Source organism: Neptunomonas sp. XY-337 (assembly GCF_004959845.1).
GTDB classification, from domain to species: Bacteria; Pseudomonadota; Gammaproteobacteria; order Pseudomonadales; family Balneatricaceae; genus Neptunomonas; species Neptunomonas marina.
Genome location: NZ_SPLL01000003.1, coordinates 346,851 through 369,519, shown reverse-complemented (window position 1 = coordinate 369,519; position 22,669 = coordinate 346,851). Strand labels below are relative to the sequence as shown.

Genomic DNA, 22,669 nt, shown 5'->3' with positions numbered 1-22,669 from the left:
CTTTTATTCGTTTACTTGGATCGATTGATCGATACGCAGGTGCTTAAGCAGCTCTAATGGCTGCCCGTGCACACCGTTCAGACAGAGCTTGCGGCCGAGTGCGCGCAGGCGTTTGAAGAGAAACACGATGGCTCCGATACCGGAGGAGTCGATGAAGTTGATCTCACTCATATCGATGGTCACATCATGCTCCTCCTGAACTAATGTATCGAAACGGGGGCGCAGGATCTCGACGGCTAGGGCGTCGAGCGAACCTTCGATCTTTAAATAATGTGCATTTTCTACTTTGGCTAAAATCGACATGACAGCACTCCTTTTGTTGCTTTAACTGGAATAGAGCAAGGGGTGTGCCATGTATCTATATTATTGAATATTAAAGACTTTTTATTTTGGTGTGTTTAGCTATCCACATGTCTCAGCTTGCGCTTCGCAATTTGCGAGTCGATCTGAGAGGGTCGCTGAGCCGCCAGCAGCCTGTTGCAATTTGCGATGCAGACGCTTAAGCCGCTACCCGCTGAAGCCTTTCTAGTCGGTTTTCGCTGTAGCGAGTGAGTAGAGTAAACAGTGCGACGCCAAACACGCTTGCACTGTAATCCAGAAGATCAAATGTGCGGTTAGGAAGCAGAAATTGGCTGAACTCTTCGCACGTTGTGAACAGTAAGACCAGTAATGATCCTCGGTAGATCATAACGCCACGCAGTTCCACGACACGGTAGCGGCTGCATAGGTTGAAAAGCAGGGCTAATGTGCCAAACAGTACAATGTGACTCAGTTTATCCCCGTTGGGCACACGACGTGCCCAGACAAAGAACAGCGTATCTTGGCCGGTATTGGCCATGTAGATAATCCAGCCGATAAACAGCGTAAAAATTAGGGTGATCGAAAGCACGATGCGATGGATCACCCGTTTGATTTTTGACGAGAGCACACTCATTGGCCTCGGCCACCCACCATAACCAGAACCGTGCGCAGCATGATGGTGAGGTCCGAGCGTAACCAAGTGATAAAACCGCTCAAGCTCATGGCATAGGCGTGGTCAAATCCCACTTTGTTGCGCACATCCTCGATATCACGGTCGTAGCCCTGATTGACCTGAGCAAGCCCTGTAATACCCGGCTTTAGCCCCCATGTACGTTCGGCGAAGAAAGGTATGGCGAGCTCCAATTTTTGATAGAAGCCTGGGCGCTCAGGGCGGGGGCCAATTAAGGACATATCACCCTTGAGTACATTGAACAGCTGCGGTAATTCATCCAGCCGTGTTTTACGTAAAAAGCGGCCAACTGCAGTGATGCGCGGGTCTTTTGCCTGTGCCCAAACCGCACCCGTGGAGGCTTCGGCGTCAAGGCGCATGGTTCTGAATTTGTACATCCAAAATATCTCGGTACGGTCGCGGCTGGCATGGCCAATGCGCATCTGCTTGAACAGAATGGGGCCGGGGGAGTTGAGGTAGATCGCGGCACCGATCAATGGCAGCAGGCATCCGCACAGGGCTAAGCCGATCAGCGCAAAAAAGATATCCATTGCGCGCTTGGTGACACGGACAGGGGTTGGGATATATGAGTTCATGGTTCAAGTCCTCAGTGAGAATGAGCGAGTAGGCAGCGGTTACGATTTAGGCACTGATTGCCACGGCCCACGGTCCATTCCTAATAGATAGCGAACCGTACCGATTAAACTGCTGTAGTAGCCGTTGATTAAGTAGAACGCGAGCTTGAGCGGTTTCAGTACTTTGTGCGATGGCAGCTCGCCTGTTGGTAAGTACAAACTCAAGCGCGCCAGCACAATGCCGCCTAGCTGCAGTAGCGTGATCACAAGAAAGAGCGCCTGATAGTGAGTCAGTAGTGAGCAGAGCACGAGTTGGGCCAGTAAGATCAGAGGCATCACTGCGCGCAGTGCTTTACCGGATAGAAAGCTCCATGCGGTGCCGCCAAGGCGTGGTGAGAGCAGTTTAGGGAGGCGCAGTAGCTGCTGGAAATTGCCTGCGGCGATGCGTACGCGGCGCTGTTGGTCCATCGCAAGGCTAGCTTGCTCAAGTTCAAGCGCGATCAAATGGGTATCATAGCGAGCCTCGTAGCCGCGGCTCACGATCTCCATGGGCAAGATAAAGTCGTCATTAATAGTATCTGCTGGGAGCGGTTGAAAGAGGGGCTGGCGGAAAAAATAGAGCGCGCCATGCACACCAATAGGGCTGCCGATAGCGGCTTCTCCACGCTTGATACTCACTTGGTAATCCCAGTATTTTTGCTCGCCTGCGCTACCTGGGTTGAGCAGTGTATAGGTCGCTGCCACCACACCGACATTCGGGTCCACGAAATGTTGGCTGGCGATGTTGAGCGCGTCCATTGAGATCAGTGCCGAAGCATCGCTCAAGGCGACGATATCGGTTTTGATGGTTGGAATCAGCAGGTTAAGTAGCGCCACTTTACCGCGGTTGGCTTGGAACTCGATAACACGCACATTGAGTTCGCTATTGTTCCACTCTTGCGCGGCCTGCCGAGCGAGAGCTGCGGTATCGTCTTGGCAACCATCACACACGATGAGTAGCTCAAGCTTATGGCTCGGATAATCTAAAAAGGCAACATTACGGATCTTATCGGCGATGACATCGGCCTCGTTATATGCAGGCACGAGGATGGTCACACTTGGTTGGTAGTGGGTGTGGCGTTGTTGCGCCGCAGGCACAGATGTCGGGCGCGCTTGCAGTTTGACCATCAGCAGCGGATAGACAACATGATGGTAAACGATAAGCGCCCAAAGGATAACAAGTAGTGATATAAGCCAGATAAACATGACGTATCTCCTATGAATGGGCCAGTAAGTTGAAGTAAGCCGCGGCGGTTTTTTGTAAGTTGCCGGTGCTCACCACAAAGTCGCGTGGATTATGCTGTGAACTCACTTGATAGGATGAGATGGCATCCGCCAGTGCACCTGCGCTACCGGGCGGAACTAGCTGAGACGATTGCGGGCAGACAACACTGCGACAACCACCCACATCGGAAACAATCGCAGGTACGCCACATGCTTGAGCTTCAAGAGGTGACAGAGGCAGCCCTTCGTTAAATGAAGGTAGGCAGAACAGGTCGATGGCGTGATAAAAGGGCAGCGTATCGTCTAAGTGGCCTAGGAAGAACACTCGATGGTTGAGACCAAGGCGTGTGGTTTCGTCTTGTAGTTGGTGGCGCAGGCTACCATCGCCGGCTAGCACAAGGCTGACCCCTGAGTGGGCTTTACGTAGTGCTTCTAGGAGCAGGGCGTGGCCTTTCACCGGCTCTAGTCTGGCGGCGCAGCCTAACAGCAGGCCTTCCTGAGGTAGTCCAAGCTGGGCGCGGCACTGGCGCTTCTCCAATAAGCTCGGTGGCAGGAAACGCTGGGTATCCACGCCATTCATAATGACGGTGGGACGAGTGAATGGATAGAACTGCTGCAGTGCTTCAGCCACTGCGCTACAGTCGGCTACCAGCTGAGGCTTCAGAGTGCGGATTAGCATATTTTGCAGATTGCGGCTGCTCTCAATATTAAGATGCCAAGCGTCATGTTCAGTGTGGACATGATTCAAGCCGGCTAAACGCGCCGCAGCGCCGCCATAAAGGAGTGGACCAATATGGTGAGTGTGAACGGCACTCGCGCCAACGCGCTTCAGGGCGTGTGCTAATCGGCCTATCAGTGCCGGTTGTAGCCCCGACTTTTTGTTGAAAAAGTGCAGTTGATGTTGCACGGCATAGAGGCGTGGCCACGCGTTGAGAGTTGTAGGTGCATCGCCTTCCAAGCTAAAGATGTGAACTTCGGCTTTAGCTTGTAACTGCTGGAGAAGGTCCAATGCCATTGTTTCGATGCCGCCGGGGCGCAGGTGTTGTACGACCTGAACAATTACGGGTTTCATGATGGTGACTCCTCTGAATCAGTGGATAGACGTCCCATGGCGGGGATGCGCGCTAATACGGGAACGTTGAGCATCTCGCTAAGGGTGTCCTTGCGACGGATGCTGGTATCTAGTAGTTCGGCAATGACCGCCAAGCCCAGCCCTAAGCCGATGCCTGCAGCTAAACCTGCGATCACGAAGATCGGGATAGGCATGTTGATAGGCGCAAGCGGCTCGAAGGGAGGGTCGATCAGTTTCACGCGCTCGCTCTCTTCATTTTTACCCAGCGAACGGGTCACGCGTGCCATCTCGTAGCGCTCAGCCAAGTCTTGATAGATCTTTTGGCGCACTTGAATATCGCGCTCTAGCTCTTTTAATCGGCGCTCATGCTGGCCATAGCCGTTCACCTTTTTTTGCAATGCCTCGATCTCGGTGGAGAGGGAACCCACCTCCTTGTTGAGGCGTTCAATATGGTCATCGGCCTGCTGCAGTCTCTCGAGTTGTGAGATCAGCAGCGGATGCTGGTTGGCGCCGTTCTCGCGCTCTTGGGTTGTTGTCGCGATAGCCCAGAGGCGCTCTAAACGTACCTTTTTCAGATCGCCTTGGTTGAGTTGCTGCATCTGAGCGAGGATGCGATTGCGCTCCTTCTCTAGTGATTGCAAGCGCGCCAGTACATTTTGCACTTGGCTATGTTGGTCGGTGTAGCGGGCGCGCAGTTGAGTCAGCTCCGCCATGACGTGAATAATCGACTCTTCGATCTTCCCCACCACGGGGTTTGTTTGAGAAAGGCGCAGCGCTAGACTGGCTTGGGCGGCTTTCGCACCGTCTAACTCAATCCGGCGCTCCGCCCGGTAAGCTTGTAGCTCAGCAAGGCGTGCCACATTGGCGCTGTGCAGGCGCGGGAGTTCACTGGCAAAGCGGTTCTTGTATTCGGCCAGTGCTTGCTCTGCGGTTTGCAGGTCTGCACGGCGGCCTTCGAGCTCTTTCGAGAGAAAGCTCTCTGACTGGATAATGGAGGAGCGCTGAGGGGCCAGAACGCGCTCGACAAAGCGCATACTCACCATCGCCAGTGTCTCCTTCATCGCGCTTTTTTCTTGAGCGTGATAGGAAATTTTGATCAGGTTATCGCCAACGAGTCGAGCCGTCAGTGAGCGTGATAGCTCTGCTATCACCGCTGCTTTTTTCTCCTCATCCATCTCTTCGCTGATGAGCTTTCGCTGCCAAGCGACGCTTGCCAAAATATGGCGGCTATGCAGCAGCGCGTTGAGTGCTTCCATCCGGTCACGCAGGTTGGTGGCGATTGAGAGGTCTTCTAAGAAGGGGTTATGCTCTGCGGCTTCTTGGAACAGTATTGTTGTGCTGGTTTCATACTTTTTGGGCGAAAGAATGCCAACGGCTAAACCCACAAACGGCATCAGCAAGATCGGCATTGCGATCAGATAGCGGCGTCGCCATGCAGCCCAAAGCAGGGATGAGATGTTTTTAACCAGCGAACTGCGAATCATGGTCTGCTCCTTCTCTCGCGTGTTGATCGCTTAGCGATGCACTCTGACTTGGTCTGCTTGCAAGCGCGGCGATAGCATCACTTCGTTGTGGAACGTTTGTTGGCTGAGAAATACACTGATGTGCTGGCAACGCTGTATCGCGATAGCCGCTGCGGTATAACGGTTTTGATGCGCAGCTGGAGCGCATGCGAGATAGAGCGGCGTCGCTTGTTGTTTAGCGAACTCCAGTAGGCGCTGCTGTTCGGTTGGCTTTAGCTCGTGACGATCAGGCTCGAAGGAGAAATAGAGATCTGTTGATGTGGCATTTGATGTTTCACTGCGCGCACTGGCCAGCAATTGTTCAATGCTGATCGGGCCTTGGCTGTCAGGCGCGATCTCCGTAAGCGCTAGTTGAGATGGCTTTAACTGTGTCATGCAGCCGGCTAGTGGTAGGGTGCCGAGCAGGAAGATCACGTGTTTGGTGTGGTGTCGTAGCAATTTCATCGCCTGCGTCCTCAGAATTTTTATCTTGATTGAGTTAGTGCAGGCTTTGGGCCAAGTCGTGTTGTTTGGTTGGAAACGCAGATATGGCGGGGTCTGTAGAGGTGTGGGCGCGGATCTTTAGGTGCTGTGTTTCGCCATTGAAAAACCGCTGCTTTCAGCTTGCATCGCAAAATGCGAAAACAGGAGCAAAAAAAGAGCCGCTGGCGTAGGCGACTCATTTTGAGAATTTAAAGTGCGCGCAGAATATCCTTTAACTCATCTGCACGGCGGGTCCAGCTCTCAGATTGAACACGAGCTTGGCGCTGCTGACGCGTAACCTGTTGGTAGTGGTGCTGATCGTGGATATTGTTTAAGGCTTGTGCAAAGTCGCTGGCGCTTTTACCTGTATGCACTAAATCACGATAGCCCTCGAGTGCTGGAAACTCGGTTGTCACCACCGGGCTGCCTGCGGCAAGGTACTCGCGTAATTTAAGTGGGTTACATGCCGCAATCTGCTGATTGTCTTTAAAGGGTAGCAGCCCTGCATCCCAGTGCTGGCTGTAGTGGGGGAGTTCATCATGTGGTTTAGGGCCTAGCAGTTGCACATTGGGCTCGGCGCTAAGGACGCTCGTATCAACAGTAGCAGGGCCGATGAGAATAAACTTCCAATGCGGGAGCTTACGCGCTGTTGCGACCATCAACTGCTGATCAAACCATCCGGCGATCGCACCATAAAAACCGGCCACGGGGCCTGTGGGTAGGTCGCTAGCGGCGTCACATGGCGTGGCGAACAGGTCGTAATCAACGCCATGGGGCAGTGTCATCGTTTTAAAGGCAGGAAACTTCTGCGCCAGTTTGCTGCTGGCCGCAATAATCAGCTGGCTCTTTGCTGCAAGCTCCTGCTCCATCCGAGCTACGGGTTCATGATCAACGCCGTCGAGTGCTGCGAAGTCGTCGCCGCAATAGTAAACAGTGGCGCGCTCACCGAGCTTTCCCACAACATCGACCGCTGAGGGAAGTGAAGTCCAGAGTAAATGCCCTCGTGATTGCCCAATGACGGGCGCGAGTGTGCGCGTTAGCAACTGGCTGTTGACCCGGCGCGCCGTGGCACTGCCGGGAAATGGCAGTGCAAGTGGATTGACAAGGTGTGGGGTGAGCGTCGCTGGGTGTATTGGGCGTTTCTCTCTCAATGCCCACAGTTTATGCCAAGCGCGTTTAAGGTCTCGTGAGTTCAAACGTGGGCGACGCAAGCCCAATGAATTAACCCAAACAATCTCTTGTTCGTGCAGCATCTGCTTGATCAAGTGTTGTGTGCTACTTGGGTGCTGCCCCCAATCTTCGCCAAACACCAGCATATCGATACTCATGCCGCACGCTCCTTAGCTGCTGCTAACGCGGTTGCGCGGCAGGCAGGCTGATCTCGATCGGTGACATCCAACGGTTTTAGTACTTTGGCTGGCACGCCGCCCGCCATAACAAAGGGCGGTAAACTACGAGTCACAACGCTGCCAGCGGCAACAATCGTACCTTCGCCAATCGTAACCCCTTTCATAACGGTGACCCCAGAGCCTAGCCAAACATCACGTTCAAGGATGATATCGCCGACTTGGTCATCGGTATCGGGGAGGCCCTGCGCACGAGTGGTTGGGTCGATGGGGTGGCCCGGATACCCAGCTAGAAAGCCGCGCCCCGCGATACGTACGTTGTCGCCGATCACCACCTTTGTACCAACGGCGATGGTGGTTTGCCACGCAATCCCAACATTGTTACCGATGATGAGCTGCGGCGTTTCTTGGCTACGCCAGCGACCCGAGAAGGTTGTTTGGCCGCAAATGCGGCAATTGCTACCCATCTTGATGATTAAACTCCCTTGCACTAACGGCAGACCGCCATAGAGGTAAAGGCGTTTGCATGTGCCCGCCAAACGGGTTTTGAACAGCGGTGTCCAGTAGCAGACGCGCGCAACACTGGCACTGAGTGTGGCAAGTGCATGATGCGCCACCCACAGTGGTTTAAACAGCCAGCGCGGGGCTGGAATCTCAAAGTGATGGAGTGTGTTGTGGCTGTTTTTCAGAATAATAGCCAGTGGGTGGTCAGCGCTTTTTACCCACTGTTTTAGCTGCTGTAATCTATTCATTCGACGGTCACCGATTTAGCTAGGTTGCGGGGCTGGTCCACATCTGTACCAAGGGCTAATGCTGCGTGGTAGGCGATCAGCTGAAGCGCGATGGCATAGAGAATCGGACTGAACGGGCTTTCAAATTCCGGTAGCTGTAGCGTTTCAATATGAGCGGGAAGGTTTTGTAAGCTTTGCTGCTCGCCAAGCACGATACAGCGTGCGCCGCGTGCCGCGACCTCCTCCATATTGGCAAGTGTTTTTTCGAGAAGCTGATTCTTAGGTGCTAACACAAATACCGGCACGCCCTGCTCGATGAGTGAAATAGGGCCATGTTTCAGCTCTCCCGCCCCGAAGCCTTCCGCGTGTAGATAGCTGATCTCTTTGAGCTTGAGTGCCCCTTCCAGCGCGAGCGGAAAGTGTGCGCCACGGCCGATGAAGAACGCGTTCTTACAGTTTTTCAGGCTTTGGCCAATATGCTTGCAATGCCCTTCTAGTGTTAGCGCGTGTGCGGCTAACCCAGGGAGGGCTGTGAGGTCTAGCTGTAGTTGATAGTTTTCTGTGAAGGTATGTTGGTTGCGGCAACTGGCGGCATACACGGCCAGTGTGGCGAGCACAACCAGCTGGGCGGTGAAGGCCTTGGTCGAAGCTACCCCTATCTCCGCGCCTGCGTGCGTTTGTAGGTGAAAGCGGCTTTCACGGGCAATGCTGCTTTGTGCGACGTTAACAATGCCGCCTGTTTTTTGGCCCAAAGTGTCTGCGTATCGCAGCGCTGCTAGGGTATCTGCGGTTTCTCCGGATTGTGAGATAAATAGCGATAAGCCCTGCTGACTCAATAGCGGAGCGCGATAACGAAACTCCGATGCAATATCCACATCAACTGGGAGCCGAGCTATCTGTTCAAACCAGTATTTTGCGATCATCGCGGCATAATACGAGGTGCCACAGGCGACGATATGCAGGCGTTCCAGACGGTTGAAGTCGAACGGTAGGTCGCTTAGTGAGCGGCGCGTATGACGTAAGGTGTCACGAATGGTTTCGGGTTGCTGGTGGATCTCACGATGCATATGATGCTGGTGGGTGTGCGTTTGCTGTGCGCTTTGGTCAGCACTGAACGCCTGCATGGTGCGTGTGATGACCTTGCCGTGTTGATCGGTGAGCTCGAAACTATCGGCGCTTAGGCACGCGATCTCATCCTCTTCTAGGTACATAATGCGATCAATGTACGCTGGTAAGGCCATGGTATCGGAACCCAAGCAGAGCCCCTGATCGCCTTGCCCGATTACCAGAGGGCTACCGCGGCGTACAGCATAAAGATGCTCGGGATCATCGCGAAACAGCACGCCGAGTGCGAACGCACCTTCGAGCTTGCTGAGGGCGTGGCATAGAGCTGCGCGTGGTGATTCACCTTGGTGTAAGAAGTAACTAATGAGATGAGGGATCACCTCAGTATCAGTATCGCTACTGAAGTTGAACCCCTCCGCGCAGAGCCACTGGCGCAGGGTAAGATAGTTTTCGATAATGCCATTATGCACAACCGATACTTCGGCAGTGCTGTGGGGGTGGGCGTTAGCCTCATTCGGCTTACCGTGTGTCGCCCAGCGGGTGTGACCAATACCAACATAGCTGCGTAGTTTGTTTTGGCTCAACTGGTCGCGTAAGCACTGTAGCTTGCCTTGGCGCTTCACTGTAATGAGCCCTGCCTGATTGGCAATAGCGATACCAGCAGAATCGTAGCCGCGATACTCAATGTTACTCAGTCCCTGTAACAGATCAGGCACGATGTTGTGGTGGTTGATTGCTCCAACTATTCCGCACATAACGACCCTTCCTGTAATGATTTGTTATTCGTGAACTAGATATTGCAGATGGTGTGCCAATATTTTTATCTTTCTAATTCAATGACTTATTTTTTGGTGGGCGCTATCGAGGCTGGCGGCTCGCATTTTGCGAGTCGATTTGCTTCGAGTATCGCTGCTGCGATAACGCGATCGCGAGGGAGAGCAAAATATAGATCGGCCACGTAAAGCCCATGGTCAGAAATGTGCCCGAGACGCAGAACCCCGCCAGACCCGCCTCGACCGATTGGGCGCAGGCATACAGGGTGGGTGAGTAGGTTCTATCGGGTTGGGGCTTAAAGTAGGTCACGCTTTTCATGCCGATGCGCAGGATCTGAATGATCAGGGTAATAAACAGCATTAATCCCAGCAGGCCTGTTTCTGCCATAACGCCAAACCAAGTGCTATGTACGGCGTGGTTTTGCCCATCCCAATGGGGGCTATATTCAAAGTAGTTAGAGATAAAGTTATTGATGCCGACACCCGTTAACGGGTGATGTAAAGCCATACCGAAGGCGGCTTGCCAGGCGTAGATACGCCCCATCGCTGATTCATCGATACCCTCTTCGTGGGCGCCGCCTGATGCGCGATCACTCACGCCCGCTAAGACAAACAGGACGGAAAGCGCTGCGACCCCAGCGGTGATCAGTAACGCTTTATTCTCAACGCGGCGCCACGCATACACGCCACTGACTGCACAGATGCCCAGCAAGCCGCCACGGCTTTGCGTGGCGATAATCGCACACACGACGACAATGAACCCCACGAGCCCCAGCATCTTCCATAACCTCCCGATGTTGGGTGTGAGCAGCACGGCAAGGGCGAAAGCTGCGGGGAAGAGCAGTACCAAAGACAGGTCATTTGGATCGCCGAGCATCGAGCCGATATCACGGCCAATGGTTACACGGGTTCCCTCGACGAGCCCGATACTGTTTGATTTGTTGTAAAGAGCAACGATCCCCACGCTGATCCCGCAGACAATAACGCTCAACAGCACTGCTTTGAACTGGCGCTCTTGGCGTAACAACCAACTGATCGCCAGTACCATAATCGCCACTTTGATATAGGTGCCATTGAGCGTATGCATGGCTGCTGCACGGTTGGTAGCGAGCGCTGCGCCAATCACCACCAACACAAAGAAAATTAAGAAGGTGCTGTGCTCTTTACTCCAGAACATATCGATACGTTGGGTAATCAAATTAGCAGCCAATGACCCCAGTGTGCCGATGGCCAGCAGCTGAGGGATTTTTAAGGGATATAGGGCTGGAAATACTTCATGTAAACGAAAGAATGAAAACGCAACAAACGCTAGACAAAGAATAAATGGCATGCGAAGCCCCGCCACAATAAGTAGTGGTAGTAGCGCGGCTGCAGCAACGAGTGGATGAGGCAGCTTGTACCAGAGCAGCGCCAGCAGCAGAATGAGACTAATTGCTACGCCAACCTGCTGCAAGCGTTGATTGAAACTGACCAGCTGCATCATGTTAGAGCCCCTTAACGCGGGTGATGAAAGCGGCTGAGCGCTTGGGTAACGGCACAATACCAAGCATCACGCTGCAAACGACAAAGCTGATGAGCAGGGCAATGGATTGCAGCACCACACCGAACGAAAGTGGGCCGCTTGGCAGCAACGAAAGCCCCCCCAAACCGATACCTGCCAGCATAATAAGGCGGCGAGTTTTATAGGGCAGCTGCAGTGCTTGTTGGCTTAGCGTATAACTGATGACCAAGCGAATGCTCAGAGCAATGGATGTGGCTGCAATGGCACCCCAAGCGAAATAACGTGGAATCAAGAGCCAGTAGAGCAGCAGAGCGATGGCCGCAGCAATGCCATCGATAACCGCTGGACGAACCGTGGTGTCTTGGCTCATCAGTCCAAAGCTAAGCGTTGCGTTAATATTGTGAATAGCCGCTAATGCCGCCAGCCAGGGGATGAAGGCAATTGAGGCATGGTAGGTTTCTGGAGTTAGCCAGCGCACAAGTGTTGGACCGATGGCAGCGACGATCAAGGCGGCGAAGATTGCAACGCAGATACCGATGCTCGCGTAGTGGGCACAGCGCGCTGCACCGTTTTCCTCTTTCAGACAGCTAAACCGTTTTGGGTGCCACCAAAGATCAAAGGGTTGAATGAATACCGCTGTTATCAGACCAAACTTAGCGGCCAGTGCGTACTGAGCCATCTCGGCGGTACCCGCAGCTCCGGCTAAAATCCAGCGATCAAAGCTCCCGAGTATGAAGCCTGCGATACCCACAAAAATCAGCGGCCCTCCGTAAAACGAGTAGGCTTTAAAGCGGCTGAATTCGAAGCTGATACCGGTGTCGCGCCATTGGCGAAAGATCAGCCAGCCTGATAGGAGTAGTGCGGATGCAAGTGTGGCGCTGAGCACGCCGAGTACGCCAAATCCGAGAAACAGCAAAGGCACAGCCATCAGCACTTGTAGCAGCACGCGGACTGCGCTACCTAAAAAGTAGTGCCAAGGTTGGCCTTGCATTCGCAACCATGAGAGCGGCACCAGAATCGTACCGACCAGCGATAAGCTTGCCAAAATGAGTCGGGCTTCAAGTACTGCGATATCGCCTGGTAGCCACACGGCAATCGTGCTTGCGAGTATTTGCCCCGCCACTAACGCGAACGCGCCTAAGCAGATCGCTAAGCCAAAAATATTGGCGCAGGCGGCACGGCGCTCTTGCTCATTGTCTGCGCTGCCAGCAAACCGAAACAGCGTTTCGGCAAGACCCATTCCGATAATAATGCTCAGTAGATCTGCAAGAGTTTGTAGAACATCGAGCCGGCCGTAATCGGCTGGCGTTAGAAAGTGTGTAGCAACCGGCACCATGACTAACGCCATCGCTTTAGATAATGCGAGTGCAGAGGCATAGATGAGGCTGTGTCTCAACGCTGTGGGTAGTTGTTGAATTCGTTCCAGCATGGTGCGATCTCCTGAATAGGCAACCTTGCTAGAGCTATTGCGAGATATGGGCCAACTTTTAATTTGTAATTAATTCAGTAAGTTATGACTTATGCGGTGGCTGTTTTTCGGGAAGGCGTGCAAGGTTTGAAAAATTGCGTCGCAAGATGCGAAAAAAACCGGTGCGTGTATGCACCGGTTTTTAGTGGGTGTTTTATTTTGCTTTGCGGCGCAAGCCAATGAGCCCCAGCGATAGCGCGAATAGACCTGACAGCCCGCCACCGAAACTTGGCCCTGGTGCAGCTTGCAAAGAGATAACCTGTTCGGTGCTAGGCACATCGGCGAATAGGGCCTCGACAGGGTCCGTGCGTACGACAAAGACCGCATCATTGAAGTCATTATCTCCGTAGGGCCTGACGAGATCCTCAAAGCCGAGAATCACTTCGTTCTCCCCAGACACAGAGCTCATCATAGCGACATGCCGAGAGTAGGTTGCGGCATTGTCTATGGTATTTGAAGCGCTGTTCTCGGGATTGAGGAAGTCGATGGTATACATGGTGAGTGGATCTCGGTAGGTGTTATCCCAGCCGTTAACTTGATAACCGTTCCAAGCATTTTGCAGCAAGAAGAAACCGACATTCGTGCCAGCCTCAAATTGTGTGCTACCTACCATATCAAAGCTATCACCGTCGATGTTGACGATCTCTGCACCGGTCAGAGTGACAGTATCCCCCGCATTCAACGAACCGCCTCCTCCTCGTTCTGAAGCGTTATTGAACACCATCCCGGCCTCCACACCTTCAACATCCTTAAGCTCCTGAATACCGATATGACCTGAACCGTCGAGATCGATATCGCCAAAGGTTAGGTCATCGAAGGTGGTTGAGTCGTAGGTAAAGTAGCCAAGTGAGTTACGGTAGCCGGCCCCTTCGTCTAGAAAGGTAACAGATACGTTTGCATTGTCCTCCAGATAGATATTTGGGTCGTAGCTTGGGTTGAGAAACTCCTGATTCACATCTTGGCTCTCGGGTAGCGCTTGAGTTACTTCGTTAAGCAGGGCTGGGCTGAAGTCTATGTTGACCAGCGTGTCGGTGGCATCATCAGCGGCCCATGCCTGGATAGGTATGGCGCCAACAATGCCAGATATTAAAACGTAACTTGCGAGACGTTTCATAAGAACCTCCTTTAGGTCGCGAGAGTATGTAGTGAGCGAGCTCTGCGACATTTACGTTTGGTTACAGCACATTGAGTTAAAAGGTATGGGCAGCATGAGAGGCTGTCCGGCGAAAGAGATCGAGGGATGCATGTTGTTCGGCAAGCTTCTCAGCGATCTTGCAAGGGCCTTGCTCAGCAAAAGCCATAATCTGTAACGAGGCGTTTTGCTCGATGCCCAATAAGCGCTGAGTGCCCTTTATCAGCTTTTGTTTGGTGTAGTTTATCTGTGGAAATTGATCATAAAGCTGACCTTGAAATATCACGCCGTAACGGGTGCCTTGGGCTGAAATCATCTGCTTGAGAATCTGTGCGCCTTCAGCATTTCGGTACAGGGGCAGGAGTGCAATCGAACCAAAGCAGGTTGGATGACGAAATCCCCGAACGACATAGGGGCCTTGGTTGGCGGCTTGTATCTGTCCGAGAGCGGTCAAGCCAGCGTGCTGCGCGATCCACGCATCATTTTGTGTCGAGGCTTGATCGGGTGTCAGTGAACTTATCACGCGGCTAAGAGGCGCGAGAATCAACGTTACTGACAGTATCAGGACAATCAGAATGGCTTTCATATGGGTTACTCCTTTTAACACTCAGCAGTGCAATGCCGATGCTGAGGCACTCAAGAATCTCTTCAGAGTGCTCGCTGTGTAAGGTTTCGTACCAGAAAGGGTCTAGGGTCATCATTGCAAGCCGTAGCGAGTTGGTGGCAAAGATCAGCACCAGCATCACTGCAGCTCTCAGCATGTCTTGGTGGGTGATGGCTCCGTGTCGAAAGAGGGTGAAGCTCATCCATAGCAGCAGGGCATAGGAAAGATTAGTAAACGCTGAGCAGCCCGTTAATACCAGCAAACTATGGCCACTCTCTTGGGTGATAGTATTGCCGGCAACCGTAGCCGGAATGGCTAAAAGCTTGAGAAGAGCGCCGCTAACCCAAGCATCGACATGGAGAATCTGCGCGGCGAAAAGGTGCAGAAATGATTGGCAGATAGGTTCTCGGCTCGCAGTAGCAGCTAAGATAAAAATCGCCAGGTCTGCGTGGCGGTGGCGCTCAGCTTGTGTGTACCAAAGTGCGCAAAAAGCGATGCATGTGAGCCAAGCAACAATAGCACTAGGAATTAGCAATAGAGCGCTCAATAGTAGTGTCAGCAACCACGCTCCGTACGACATAGAGAGTCGTGTGGGGTGCAGGCTTAGGCGCACGGCCAGCCCTAAACAGATCCAGACGACGAAACTATGCCCTAAGCCAGCAGTCAATGCGCCGATAAGTCCGCTATTTGTCGCCGCCTCGATAGCACCCGGCAAAAGAGCATTAGCGGCCGCCCCAAAACAGAGAATAGGTAGCAGAGAGCGCTCAAGGCTTTTCTCGCTGATGACCATTACGTTGGCCCCGCTTTTCTTGGTGATGTTGAGCGGCGTTGGCTGATGGCGTGTTCATAAAGGTCCACAATCTGCGGGCAGATGGTCTCGTCACTATAGAACTTGATGATATGCCGATGAGCACGCATGGCGATTGCGGCTTTCTGCGTAACGCTTTTATCAGTCCAGTTTTTAACGATGCTGCGTAGGGCTTTTTCGTTACGTGCCGGTGCCAACCAACCGTTTTGGTGGTTCTTGATTAGATTTGGTAGCTCCCCAACGGAATAGCTGACCACAGGAATACCGCGGATCATCGCTTCCAATGCGACCAGAGGTAAGCCTTCAAAACGGCTGGTGATGCATAACAGACCGATGGCTCTCCAATGTTTTTCCATATCAACATGCCCGAAGAAGCGCAGGTGTGAATAGGCTTTTTGCAGCTCGTTCTTTAATGGTCCGTCGCCATACACGTGACAAGGTAGTGGTAGATCACGGGTAACTCTGGCGAAACTGTGAGGGTCTTTTTCATGGGATAGCCTGCCTACAAAGGCCACAGCGTTCCCATGTGTTGAGGGCGCTACTTTATTCGCAACAAAATTGGCAACTTTGTGAGAGCGTACAGGTAAGCGCTCAGCGATCTCGTGGCTAACGCAAATCACTTTGTTTGCAAGAAAGGCTGTAGCTTCATCGAGCTGGCTATAGAGCCACACGCGCCCTCGACCGCGGTCGCCTGAGTGGTAGGTGGAAACAACCGGCACGCGATACCACCAACCGATCAGACGGCCAAAAATACCCGCCTTGTAACCGTGTGTGCACAGTAAGCTGGGTGATTGTTGGAGCAACTTGGGAAGATCTGAGTACCTTGCTAAACAGCGCCACTTAATGTGCTCTGCATCCAGTGCATCTTTGAGTGGATGGCTGCCATGATCCTCCAAAAACAACACTTCATTGTGGAAACCATTCTCGTGTAGCCAGCAGGATAAGTTGAGCACGTGGCTTTCGATCCCGCCCGGTCCACGACTGTCGAGCAATTGGTAGATAGTTTGCTGATGCATTGTCATTGTCCCCTCCGTACAGGCGCGTCTGATACAGCAATAGCGAGCAAATTAGTCGCCAGAAAAACGCAAAGTTATATAAATCAAATAATTAGGTGAGCTGTTAGAGGATGTGTTGCCTAGATAGAGCGCGATTCTCTCAAACGACGGGGAGCTTTATCAGTCTGCGACCTGAGTTTCGCAATTTGCGACTCAATATGTGGTTTTTTTTTGTTTTTATTTCGCTAACCGTTTGATTAATAAGCGTTATTTGGATTGGCCGAGTTTTTGCGAGTACCTCATTAAAATGAACAAGCGAGGGACAAAGCGATGAAGTTTTTAGTGACGGGTGGCTGTGGATTTATTGGCTCTCATCTGTGTGATGCACTGATTGAGCGTAACCATGAAGTGGTAATTTTAGATGACCTCTCTACAGGCGTTGTTGACTATTTGCCCCAGTCAGCAGAGTTGGTGCTGGGTGATGTTGCCGACCCCGGCATTGTGCAAGCTGCAATGCGTGACGTGGATGGGTGTTTCCATCTGGCGGCGGTTGATTCGGTAGAGCGCTCGAGGTTGGATTGGTGTGGAACCCATCGCGTTAATCAACAGGGTACAGTGAATGTACTGAACGCCGCTCGACTTGGCAGGGCTAAGCCTGTTCCGGTGGTCTATGCCTCCTCTGCGGCAGTGTATGGCGACAACGCAACAGTGCCGCTGGATGAGTCCTCTACGCCGAGGCCAATCAGCGCATATGGTGCTGACAAATTGGGTAGTGAGATGCACGCGCGTGTCGCATGGATCAACCATCAGGTCGCGACGGTTGGGTTGCGCTTCTTCAATGTCTACGGGCCAAGGCAGAGCCCTGCTTCTCCCTATTCAGGCGTGATCTCAATCTTCATTGATCGAATCAAGCAAGGTTTGCCGCTGACGATATACGGGGATGGCAGCCAAACTCGGGATTTTATCTATGTTGCGGATGCAGTGAATCACCTGATCGCGGCAATGTTCTCGCATCGTCCTGAGGCATCGGTTTATAACGTATGCAGCGGACAGCCAACCTCGATCATTCAGTTGGCTAAAACGCTAGCCGTGATCTCGGGTGCGGAAACTGACATCGAATATGCAGCGGCTCGAAGTGGCGATATCGCCATCTCCTTAGGCGGCGCTCATAAAATGAAAAAGCGCTTTGACCTTGGCCAAGTTGTGCCGCTCTCTGAGGGGTTGCAGGCCACAATGATGGCGTTAGAGGGCGAGATAGCTTAATGCGATACGCATGTTATCTTCTTTTACGTTTCTATAAACGAGGCACCAATTAGCGAGGCACAAACAAGCTGATGGTCTGATCTAGTGATCTGATTGACGATATGGCGCCAGAAGCACTATAAAGAAGTCAGAGCTAGGGCTGTAAGGTTGATTCTGGCCTCAGGCGCTATCACTTTACTAAAGCAAAGAGATAAGAGGATAACATGCTGAATCTTGCAGATCAGGTGGGTAAAGAGCTGATGGCTCGCGGAGCAAAACTGGCTACTGCGGAGTCGTGTACAGGAGGATGGGTAGCAAAGGCGGTAACCGAAGTTCCCGGCAGCTCAGCTTGGTTTGATTGCGGCTTCGTTAGTTATTCGAATACCGCTAAGCAGCGCATGCTCGGTGTTGATCCGCAGGTGTTAGAGCAAAGTGGTGCTGTTAGCGAAGCGGTAGTGGCACAAATGGCGGAAGGTGCCGTAGCGAACAGTGATGCTCATATCGCTGTAGCGATCAGCGGTGTTGCTGGCCCCACCGGTGGTTCTGATGAGAAACCTGTCGGTACAGTGTGGTTTGCGTGGGCGATTCAAGGCCATCCAACGGTCACTTGTTTGAGCTATTTTAACGGTGATCGGACCTCCGTTCGTGAGCAAGCGGTCGAGCAGGCGCTAGAGGGTGTTTTGGCATATATCCCTAAATAATCTGCTTGCATTCGAATTGGTATCTGCAATAATACTGTCCATCTATACAGTATTTGTCACCTCAGACTCAAAGGGTTGGAAATGGACGATAACAGAAAGAAAGCGCTTGATGCAGCTTTAAGCCAGATTGAGCGTCAATTCGGTAAAGGCGCTGTTATGCGCATGGGCGATCAGCCGCGTGAAGCGATCCCATCTGTATCGACGGGCTCGCTAGGCTTAGATATTGCGCTGGGTATTGGCGGTCTGCCATTCGGTCGTATTGTCGAAATTTACGGCCCTGAGTCTTCAGGTAAAACAACGCTAACACTGCAAGTTATCGCAGAAGCGCAGCGTGAAGGTAAAACATGTGCATTTGTCGATGCGGAGCACGCGCTAGACCCTAACTACGCAGAGAAGCTTGGGGTAGACGTGGATAGCTTGTTGGTATCCCAACCAGATACAGGCGAGCAGGCGCTTGAAATTACCGACATGCTGGTTCGCTCAAACGCTATTGATGTCATTATCGTTGACTCTGTGGCAGCGTTGACACCTAAGGCCGAGATCGAAGGTGAGATGGGTGACTCTCATGTGGGCTTGCAGGCGCGTTTAATGTCGCAAGCGCTACGTAAGCTCACAGGTAACGTTAAACAATCTAACTGCTTGTTGGTTTTCATCAACCAAATCCGTATGAAGATCGGTGTGATGTTTGGCTCACCTGAAACAACAACAGGTGGTAACGCGCTGAAGTTCTACGCCTCGGTTCGTTTGGATATCCGCCGTATCGGTTCTGTTAAACAGGGCGATGAGATCGTCGGTAACGAAACACGGGTGAAAGTTGTTAAGAACAAAGTGTCGCCGCCCTTTAAACAGGCTGAGTTCCAAATCATGTATGGTAAGGGTATTTACCGTATGGGAGAGGTTATCGACCTCGGTGTTCAGCATGGGCTGGTGGATAAGTCAGGTGCTTGGTACGCCTATAACGGCGATAAAATTGGTCAAGGTAAAGCCAATGCTTCACGCTACTTAGAAGAGCATCCAGAGGCAGCTCAAGCGATTGAAGGGGCGCTGCGTGAAAAGTTGCTGGGTTTGCCAACAGCTGCTACAGAAGATGAGGCGTCTGATGCGCCACAGCTTGACCTGTAAGAGTTCCCCAAAGAGCGGCGTTAGTGCTGCTCTCATATTAGTCGGGCCGCATTGCGGCCCTTTTTGCGTTTAAAGGTTTGTCTTTTGAAATACCTTGAGTCTGAAAGTGAGCTACGTAAAGCGCTTATTGCACTGCTATCTCGCCGCGAATATAGCCGCGCTGAAATTGAGCATAAATACAGCAGTCGCTGCGATGCAAAGTTATTGGCAGCGGTATTAGATGACTTTCATGAGGCGGGTTATCAAAGTGACCAGCGCTGTGCAGGCATGATTGTCCGCAGCAAAGCGCAACAAGGGTATGGCAAAATGCGTGTGTTACAGGACGCACGCCGGCGTGGAGTCTCTGATGATCTTGTTGAAGACGCGCTTCGTGAGGAGGCGATCGACTGGTTTGAAAATGCACGTCGTGTTTATCGTAGTAAGTTTGGTATGCCCTTAAAGGATTACGATAGAAAAAGTTACGAAAAGCGGATGCGTTTTATGTTGTCCAGAGGCTTTTCTTTTGAAGAAATTAAATTTGCCACAGAATTTACTGATGAAGAGTGCTAATAGCTAACAAAATACTCACCAACCGTCCTCCCTTAGTCCATTAAAACTCGAACAATTTTTAACCGCGATATATACTAGGTCGCCATTTTGCTCGGCGTTTGAGTATCACCGCCTTGCAGAGCAAGTTTTATTAGGCATGTAACCATCCAGCGGAACGAACAATTCATATGAAATACATGACAAGTGCCGAAATTCGTCAGGCTTTCCTGAGTTATTTCCAAAAACAGGGCCATGAGGTTGTAGCGTCTAGCTCCCTTATTCCGGCAAATGATCCAACGTTGATGTTCACCAACGCCGGGATGGTGCAGTTTAAAGATGTGTTCCTTGGCACCGATAAACGCAATTATAACCGTGCTACTACATCTCAGCGTTGTGTACGTGCTGGCGGTAAGCACAATGATCTCGAAAACGTAGGTTATACGGCGCGTCACCATACATTCTTTGAGATGCTGGGTAACTTCAGCTTTGGTGACTACTTCAAGCCAGAGGCGATTCGTTTTGCATGGACCTTCTTAACTGAGGTGCTTGGTCTTCCAAAAGAGCGCCTTTGGGTTACGGTTCACCACTCTGATGAAGAAGCTGAGCGTATCTGGAAAGAGGAAATCGGTGTAGATCCTGAGCGTTTCTCGAAACTAGATGAAGATAACTTCTGGTCAATGGGTGAAACCGGCCCTTGTGGTCCCTGTACTGAAATCTTCTTCGACCATGGAGCTGATGTATGGGGTGGCCCTCCAGGATCACCAGAAGAGGACGGCGATCGCTACATCGAGATCTGGAACGTGGTCTTTATGCAGTATAACCGTGATGCAGAAGGCAACATGACTCCGTTACCTAAGCCATCGGTTGATACCGGTATGGGCTTGGAGCGTATCGCTGCAGTGATGCAAAACGTGCATTCCAACTATGAAATCGACCTCTTCCAAAACCTTCTCAAGGCGACAGCGCAAGCAGTGGGTAACGATGATACGAGTAACAAATCGTTACGTGTAATCGCTGACCACATCCGCTCCTGTGCATTTTTGATCATCGACGGTGTCGTGCCTTCGAATGAAGGTGCAGGTTACGTGTTACGTCGGATTATCCGTCGCGCGGTACGTCATGGTAACAAGATGGGAGCAAACGGCCCATTCTTCCACAAGTTAGTAAAAGCACTGGCCGATGAGATGGGTGCTGCTTATCCAGAGCTTGTTTCGCAGCAGGCACGTGTTGAGAACGTGTTGCTGAAGGAGGAAGAGCAGTTCGCCAAAACGCTAGATCACGGGATGCGTATTCTGCAGGAAGCCATTGATGGGCTCGAGGGTACGGTGATTCCAGGTGAAACAGTATTTAAGTTATACGACACCTACGGCTTTCCGGCAGATCTCACAGCCGACGTGGCGCGTGAGCACGAGCTGACGCTAGATATGGAGGGCTTCGAGCGTGAGATGGAGGCGCAGCGTGCGCGAGCTCGTGCTGCTGGTAAGTTCTCAGTTGATTATAACGATGCAATCCAGTTAGATGGTGAGACCCTCTTCACAGGTTACGAAGCATTGCATGGCGATGCTGCAAACGTTGTTGCGCTGATCAAAGGCGGCGAAGAGGTCGGTAACTTGAATGCGGGTGATGATGGTTTAGTCGTACTGGATAACACCCCCTTCTATGCCGAGTCAGGTGGTCAGGTCGGGGATACTGGAACGCTGCAAAACGGTTCCATGAGTGCTCAGGTGACGGACTGTACAAAGGAAGGTAAGAATAACCTCCATCATGTCCGCATTGAGTCTGGCTCGATCGCTGTGGGTGACAGTGTTGCTGTTCAAGTGGATGAGGCACGCCGTCATGCGATCGCTTTGAACCACTCCGCGACGCACTTACTCCATGAAGCACTGCGCGTCGTTCTAGGCGACCATGTTCAGCAGAAAGGCTCCTTGAATGATGACAAGCGCTTGCGCTTTGACTTCTCTCACTTTGAAGCTGTGACACGTGAGCAGCTCGCTGAAGTTGAACAACTGGTAAATGATCAGATCCGCCAAAACTCCCCCGTAGTCACTGAGGTGATGGGAATCGACGCGGCGAAAGAGAAGGGCGCTCAGGCTTTGTTCGGCGAGAAGTACGATGATGAAGTTCGTGTTTTGACCATGGGCGATGGTTTCTCGATTGAGCTATGTGGTGGCACGCACGCTGAGCGTACCGGCGATATTGGCTTACTGACGATTGTATCTGAAGGCGGTATTGCATCAGGTGTACGTCGGGTAGAAGCTGTGACCGGTGCGGCTGCATTAGCACACTTTGCTCAGGTTCAAACGGAGCTCGAGGCAAAACTGAATGATCAGCAGGCAAAAGGCCGCCAGCTAGAAAAAGAGATTGAACAGCTGAAAGGTCAGTTAGCTGCCGCAAAGGGCGCTGATCTGTTGGGCCAAGCTATTGAGGTTAATGGTATTAAATTGCTAGCAGCTCAGCTTGATGGCGTGGAGCCTAAAGCGTTGCGCGACACGATTGATCAGCTCAAGAACAAGCTTGGCTCTGGTGTTGTTGTGTTGGCGACTGAAGCCGAAGGTAAGATCAGTTTGGCAGCAGGCGTAACTAAAGATCTAACAGGCCGTGTTAAAGCGGGCGATATTGTGCGTGATTTGACAGGAAAGATCGGCGGTAAAGGCGGCGGTCGTCCTGATTTTGCGCAAGGTGGCGGTACCGATAGCGCAGCGCTAGCGGGTGCTTTGGAAAGTGTTAAAGAGATCGTTGCAAATAGTTAGCGGTAATAGGGCTGGCTAAGCCAGCCGATGGAGACAAA

21 protein-coding genes are annotated in these 22,669 nt (G+C 52.0%); 5 read left to right on the top strand and 16 right to left on the bottom strand.

What is annotated here, in order from left to right:
* Positions 1 to 3 precede the first annotated feature (3 nt).
* The 16 genes from E4L36_RS08875 to E4L36_RS08800 all read right to left on the bottom strand — a co-directional run bounded on the left by E4L36_RS08875 (position 4) and on the right by E4L36_RS08800 (position 16,315).
* Positions 4 to 303 (bottom strand): STAS domain-containing protein, encoded by a 300-nt coding sequence (locus E4L36_RS08875; protein WP_136680304.1) that lies wholly within the window; start codon positions 301 to 303, stop codon positions 4 to 6.
* Between the two features lie 196 nt (positions 304 to 499).
* Positions 500 to 934 (bottom strand): VanZ family protein, encoded by a 435-nt coding sequence (locus tag E4L36_RS08870; RefSeq protein ID WP_136680303.1) that lies wholly within the window; start codon positions 932 to 934, stop codon positions 500 to 502.
* Positions 931 to 1,566, bottom strand: coding sequence for a sugar transferase (locus E4L36_RS08865; protein WP_136680302.1), 636 nt, complete (start codon positions 1,564 to 1,566; stop codon positions 931 to 933). Before E4L36_RS08865 ends, E4L36_RS08870 begins: the two co-directional genes overlap by 4 nt.
* 39 nt (positions 1,567 to 1,605) lie before the next feature.
* The gene (locus E4L36_RS08860; protein WP_136680301.1) at positions 1,606 to 2,790 is read right to left on the bottom strand and encodes a glycosyltransferase family 2 protein; all 1,185 of its coding nucleotides are present in this window, start codon (positions 2,788 to 2,790) and stop codon (positions 1,606 to 1,608) included.
* A 10-nt stretch (positions 2,791 to 2,800) separates the two neighbouring features.
* Positions 2,801 to 3,880, bottom strand: a complete 1,080-nt coding sequence (locus E4L36_RS08855; protein ID WP_136680300.1) for a glycosyltransferase — start codon at positions 3,878 to 3,880, stop codon at positions 2,801 to 2,803.
* Positions 3,877 to 5,364: a capsule biosynthesis protein gene (locus tag E4L36_RS08850; RefSeq protein WP_136680299.1), complete on the bottom strand. Its 1,488-nt coding sequence runs from the start codon at positions 5,362 to 5,364 to the stop codon at positions 3,877 to 3,879. Before E4L36_RS08850 ends, E4L36_RS08855 begins: the two co-directional genes overlap by 4 nt.
* Before the next feature lie 30 nt (positions 5,365 to 5,394).
* Positions 5,395 to 5,847, bottom strand: a complete 453-nt coding sequence (locus tag E4L36_RS08845; protein ID WP_136680298.1) for a hypothetical protein — start codon at positions 5,845 to 5,847, stop codon at positions 5,395 to 5,397.
* 227 nt (positions 5,848 to 6,074) lie between these two features.
* Entirely contained in the window at positions 6,075 to 7,193 is a 1,119-nt protein-coding gene (locus E4L36_RS08840; RefSeq protein WP_136680297.1) for a glycosyltransferase, read from the bottom strand.
* Positions 7,190 to 7,963, bottom strand: a complete 774-nt coding sequence (locus E4L36_RS08835) for an acyltransferase (RefSeq protein WP_136680296.1) — start codon at positions 7,961 to 7,963, stop codon at positions 7,190 to 7,192. The genes E4L36_RS08840 and E4L36_RS08835 overlap by 4 nt, the downstream gene beginning before the upstream one ends.
* A complete protein-coding gene (gene glmS / locus E4L36_RS08830; RefSeq protein ID WP_136680295.1) occupies positions 7,960 to 9,762 on the bottom strand; it encodes a glutamine--fructose-6-phosphate transaminase (isomerizing) in 1,803 nt (600 codons plus the stop codon). The genes E4L36_RS08835 and glmS overlap by 4 nt, the downstream gene beginning before the upstream one ends.
* Positions 9,763 to 9,865: 103 nt before the next feature.
* A complete protein-coding gene (locus E4L36_RS08825; protein WP_206064535.1) occupies positions 9,866 to 11,263 on the bottom strand; it encodes an O-antigen ligase family protein in 1,398 nt (465 codons plus the stop codon).
* Position 11,264: 1 nt separating this feature from the next.
* Positions 11,265 to 12,710, bottom strand: coding sequence for an oligosaccharide flippase family protein (locus E4L36_RS08820; RefSeq protein WP_136680294.1), 1,446 nt, complete (start codon positions 12,708 to 12,710; stop codon positions 11,265 to 11,267).
* Positions 12,711 to 12,903: 193 nt separating this feature from the next.
* Positions 12,904 to 13,863 carry a DUF4114 domain-containing protein gene (locus E4L36_RS08815; RefSeq protein WP_136680293.1) on the bottom strand — a complete coding sequence of 320 codons (960 nt, stop codon included), beginning with the start codon at positions 13,861 to 13,863 and terminating at the stop codon, positions 12,904 to 12,906.
* A gap of 76 nt (positions 13,864 to 13,939) precedes the next feature.
* The gene (locus tag E4L36_RS08810; protein WP_136680292.1) at positions 13,940 to 14,467 is read right to left on the bottom strand and encodes a hypothetical protein; all 528 of its coding nucleotides are present in this window, start codon (positions 14,465 to 14,467) and stop codon (positions 13,940 to 13,942) included.
* Positions 14,409 to 15,275: an archaeosortase/exosortase family protein gene (locus E4L36_RS08805; protein WP_136680291.1), complete on the bottom strand. Its 867-nt coding sequence runs from the start codon at positions 15,273 to 15,275 to the stop codon at positions 14,409 to 14,411. The genes E4L36_RS08810 and E4L36_RS08805 overlap by 59 nt, the downstream gene beginning before the upstream one ends.
* Entirely contained in the window at positions 15,275 to 16,315 is a 1,041-nt protein-coding gene (locus tag E4L36_RS08800) for a glycosyltransferase family 4 protein (protein WP_136680290.1), read from the bottom strand. Before E4L36_RS08800 ends, E4L36_RS08805 begins: the two co-directional genes overlap by 1 nt.
* A gap of 303 nt (positions 16,316 to 16,618) precedes the next feature.
* On the opposite strand from E4L36_RS08800, the gene E4L36_RS08795 reads away from it, so the two are divergent.
* From E4L36_RS08795 to alaS, 5 genes are all read left to right on the top strand, one after another.
* The gene (locus E4L36_RS08795; protein ID WP_136680289.1) at positions 16,619 to 17,551 is read left to right on the top strand and encodes an NAD-dependent epimerase/dehydratase family protein; all 933 of its coding nucleotides are present in this window, start codon (positions 16,619 to 16,621) and stop codon (positions 17,549 to 17,551) included.
* 203 nt (positions 17,552 to 17,754) lie between these two features.
* Positions 17,755 to 18,231 carry a nicotinamide-nucleotide amidase gene (gene pncC, locus E4L36_RS08790; RefSeq protein ID WP_127694416.1) on the top strand — a complete coding sequence of 159 codons (477 nt, stop codon included), beginning with the start codon at positions 17,755 to 17,757 and terminating at the stop codon, positions 18,229 to 18,231.
* Positions 18,232 to 18,312: 81 nt separating this feature from the next.
* Positions 18,313 to 19,353 (top strand): recombinase RecA, encoded by a 1,041-nt coding sequence (gene recA, locus E4L36_RS08785; RefSeq protein WP_127694417.1) that lies wholly within the window; start codon positions 18,313 to 18,315, stop codon positions 19,351 to 19,353.
* Between the two features lie 84 nt (positions 19,354 to 19,437).
* Positions 19,438 to 19,902 carry a regulatory protein RecX gene (locus E4L36_RS08780; RefSeq protein WP_169051514.1) on the top strand — a complete coding sequence of 155 codons (465 nt, stop codon included), beginning with the start codon at positions 19,438 to 19,440 and terminating at the stop codon, positions 19,900 to 19,902.
* A 176-nt stretch (positions 19,903 to 20,078) separates the two neighbouring features.
* The gene (gene alaS / locus E4L36_RS08775) at positions 20,079 to 22,631 is read left to right on the top strand and encodes an alanine--tRNA ligase (RefSeq protein ID WP_136680484.1); all 2,553 of its coding nucleotides are present in this window, start codon (positions 20,079 to 20,081) and stop codon (positions 22,629 to 22,631) included.
* Positions 22,632 to 22,669 lie beyond the last annotated feature (38 nt).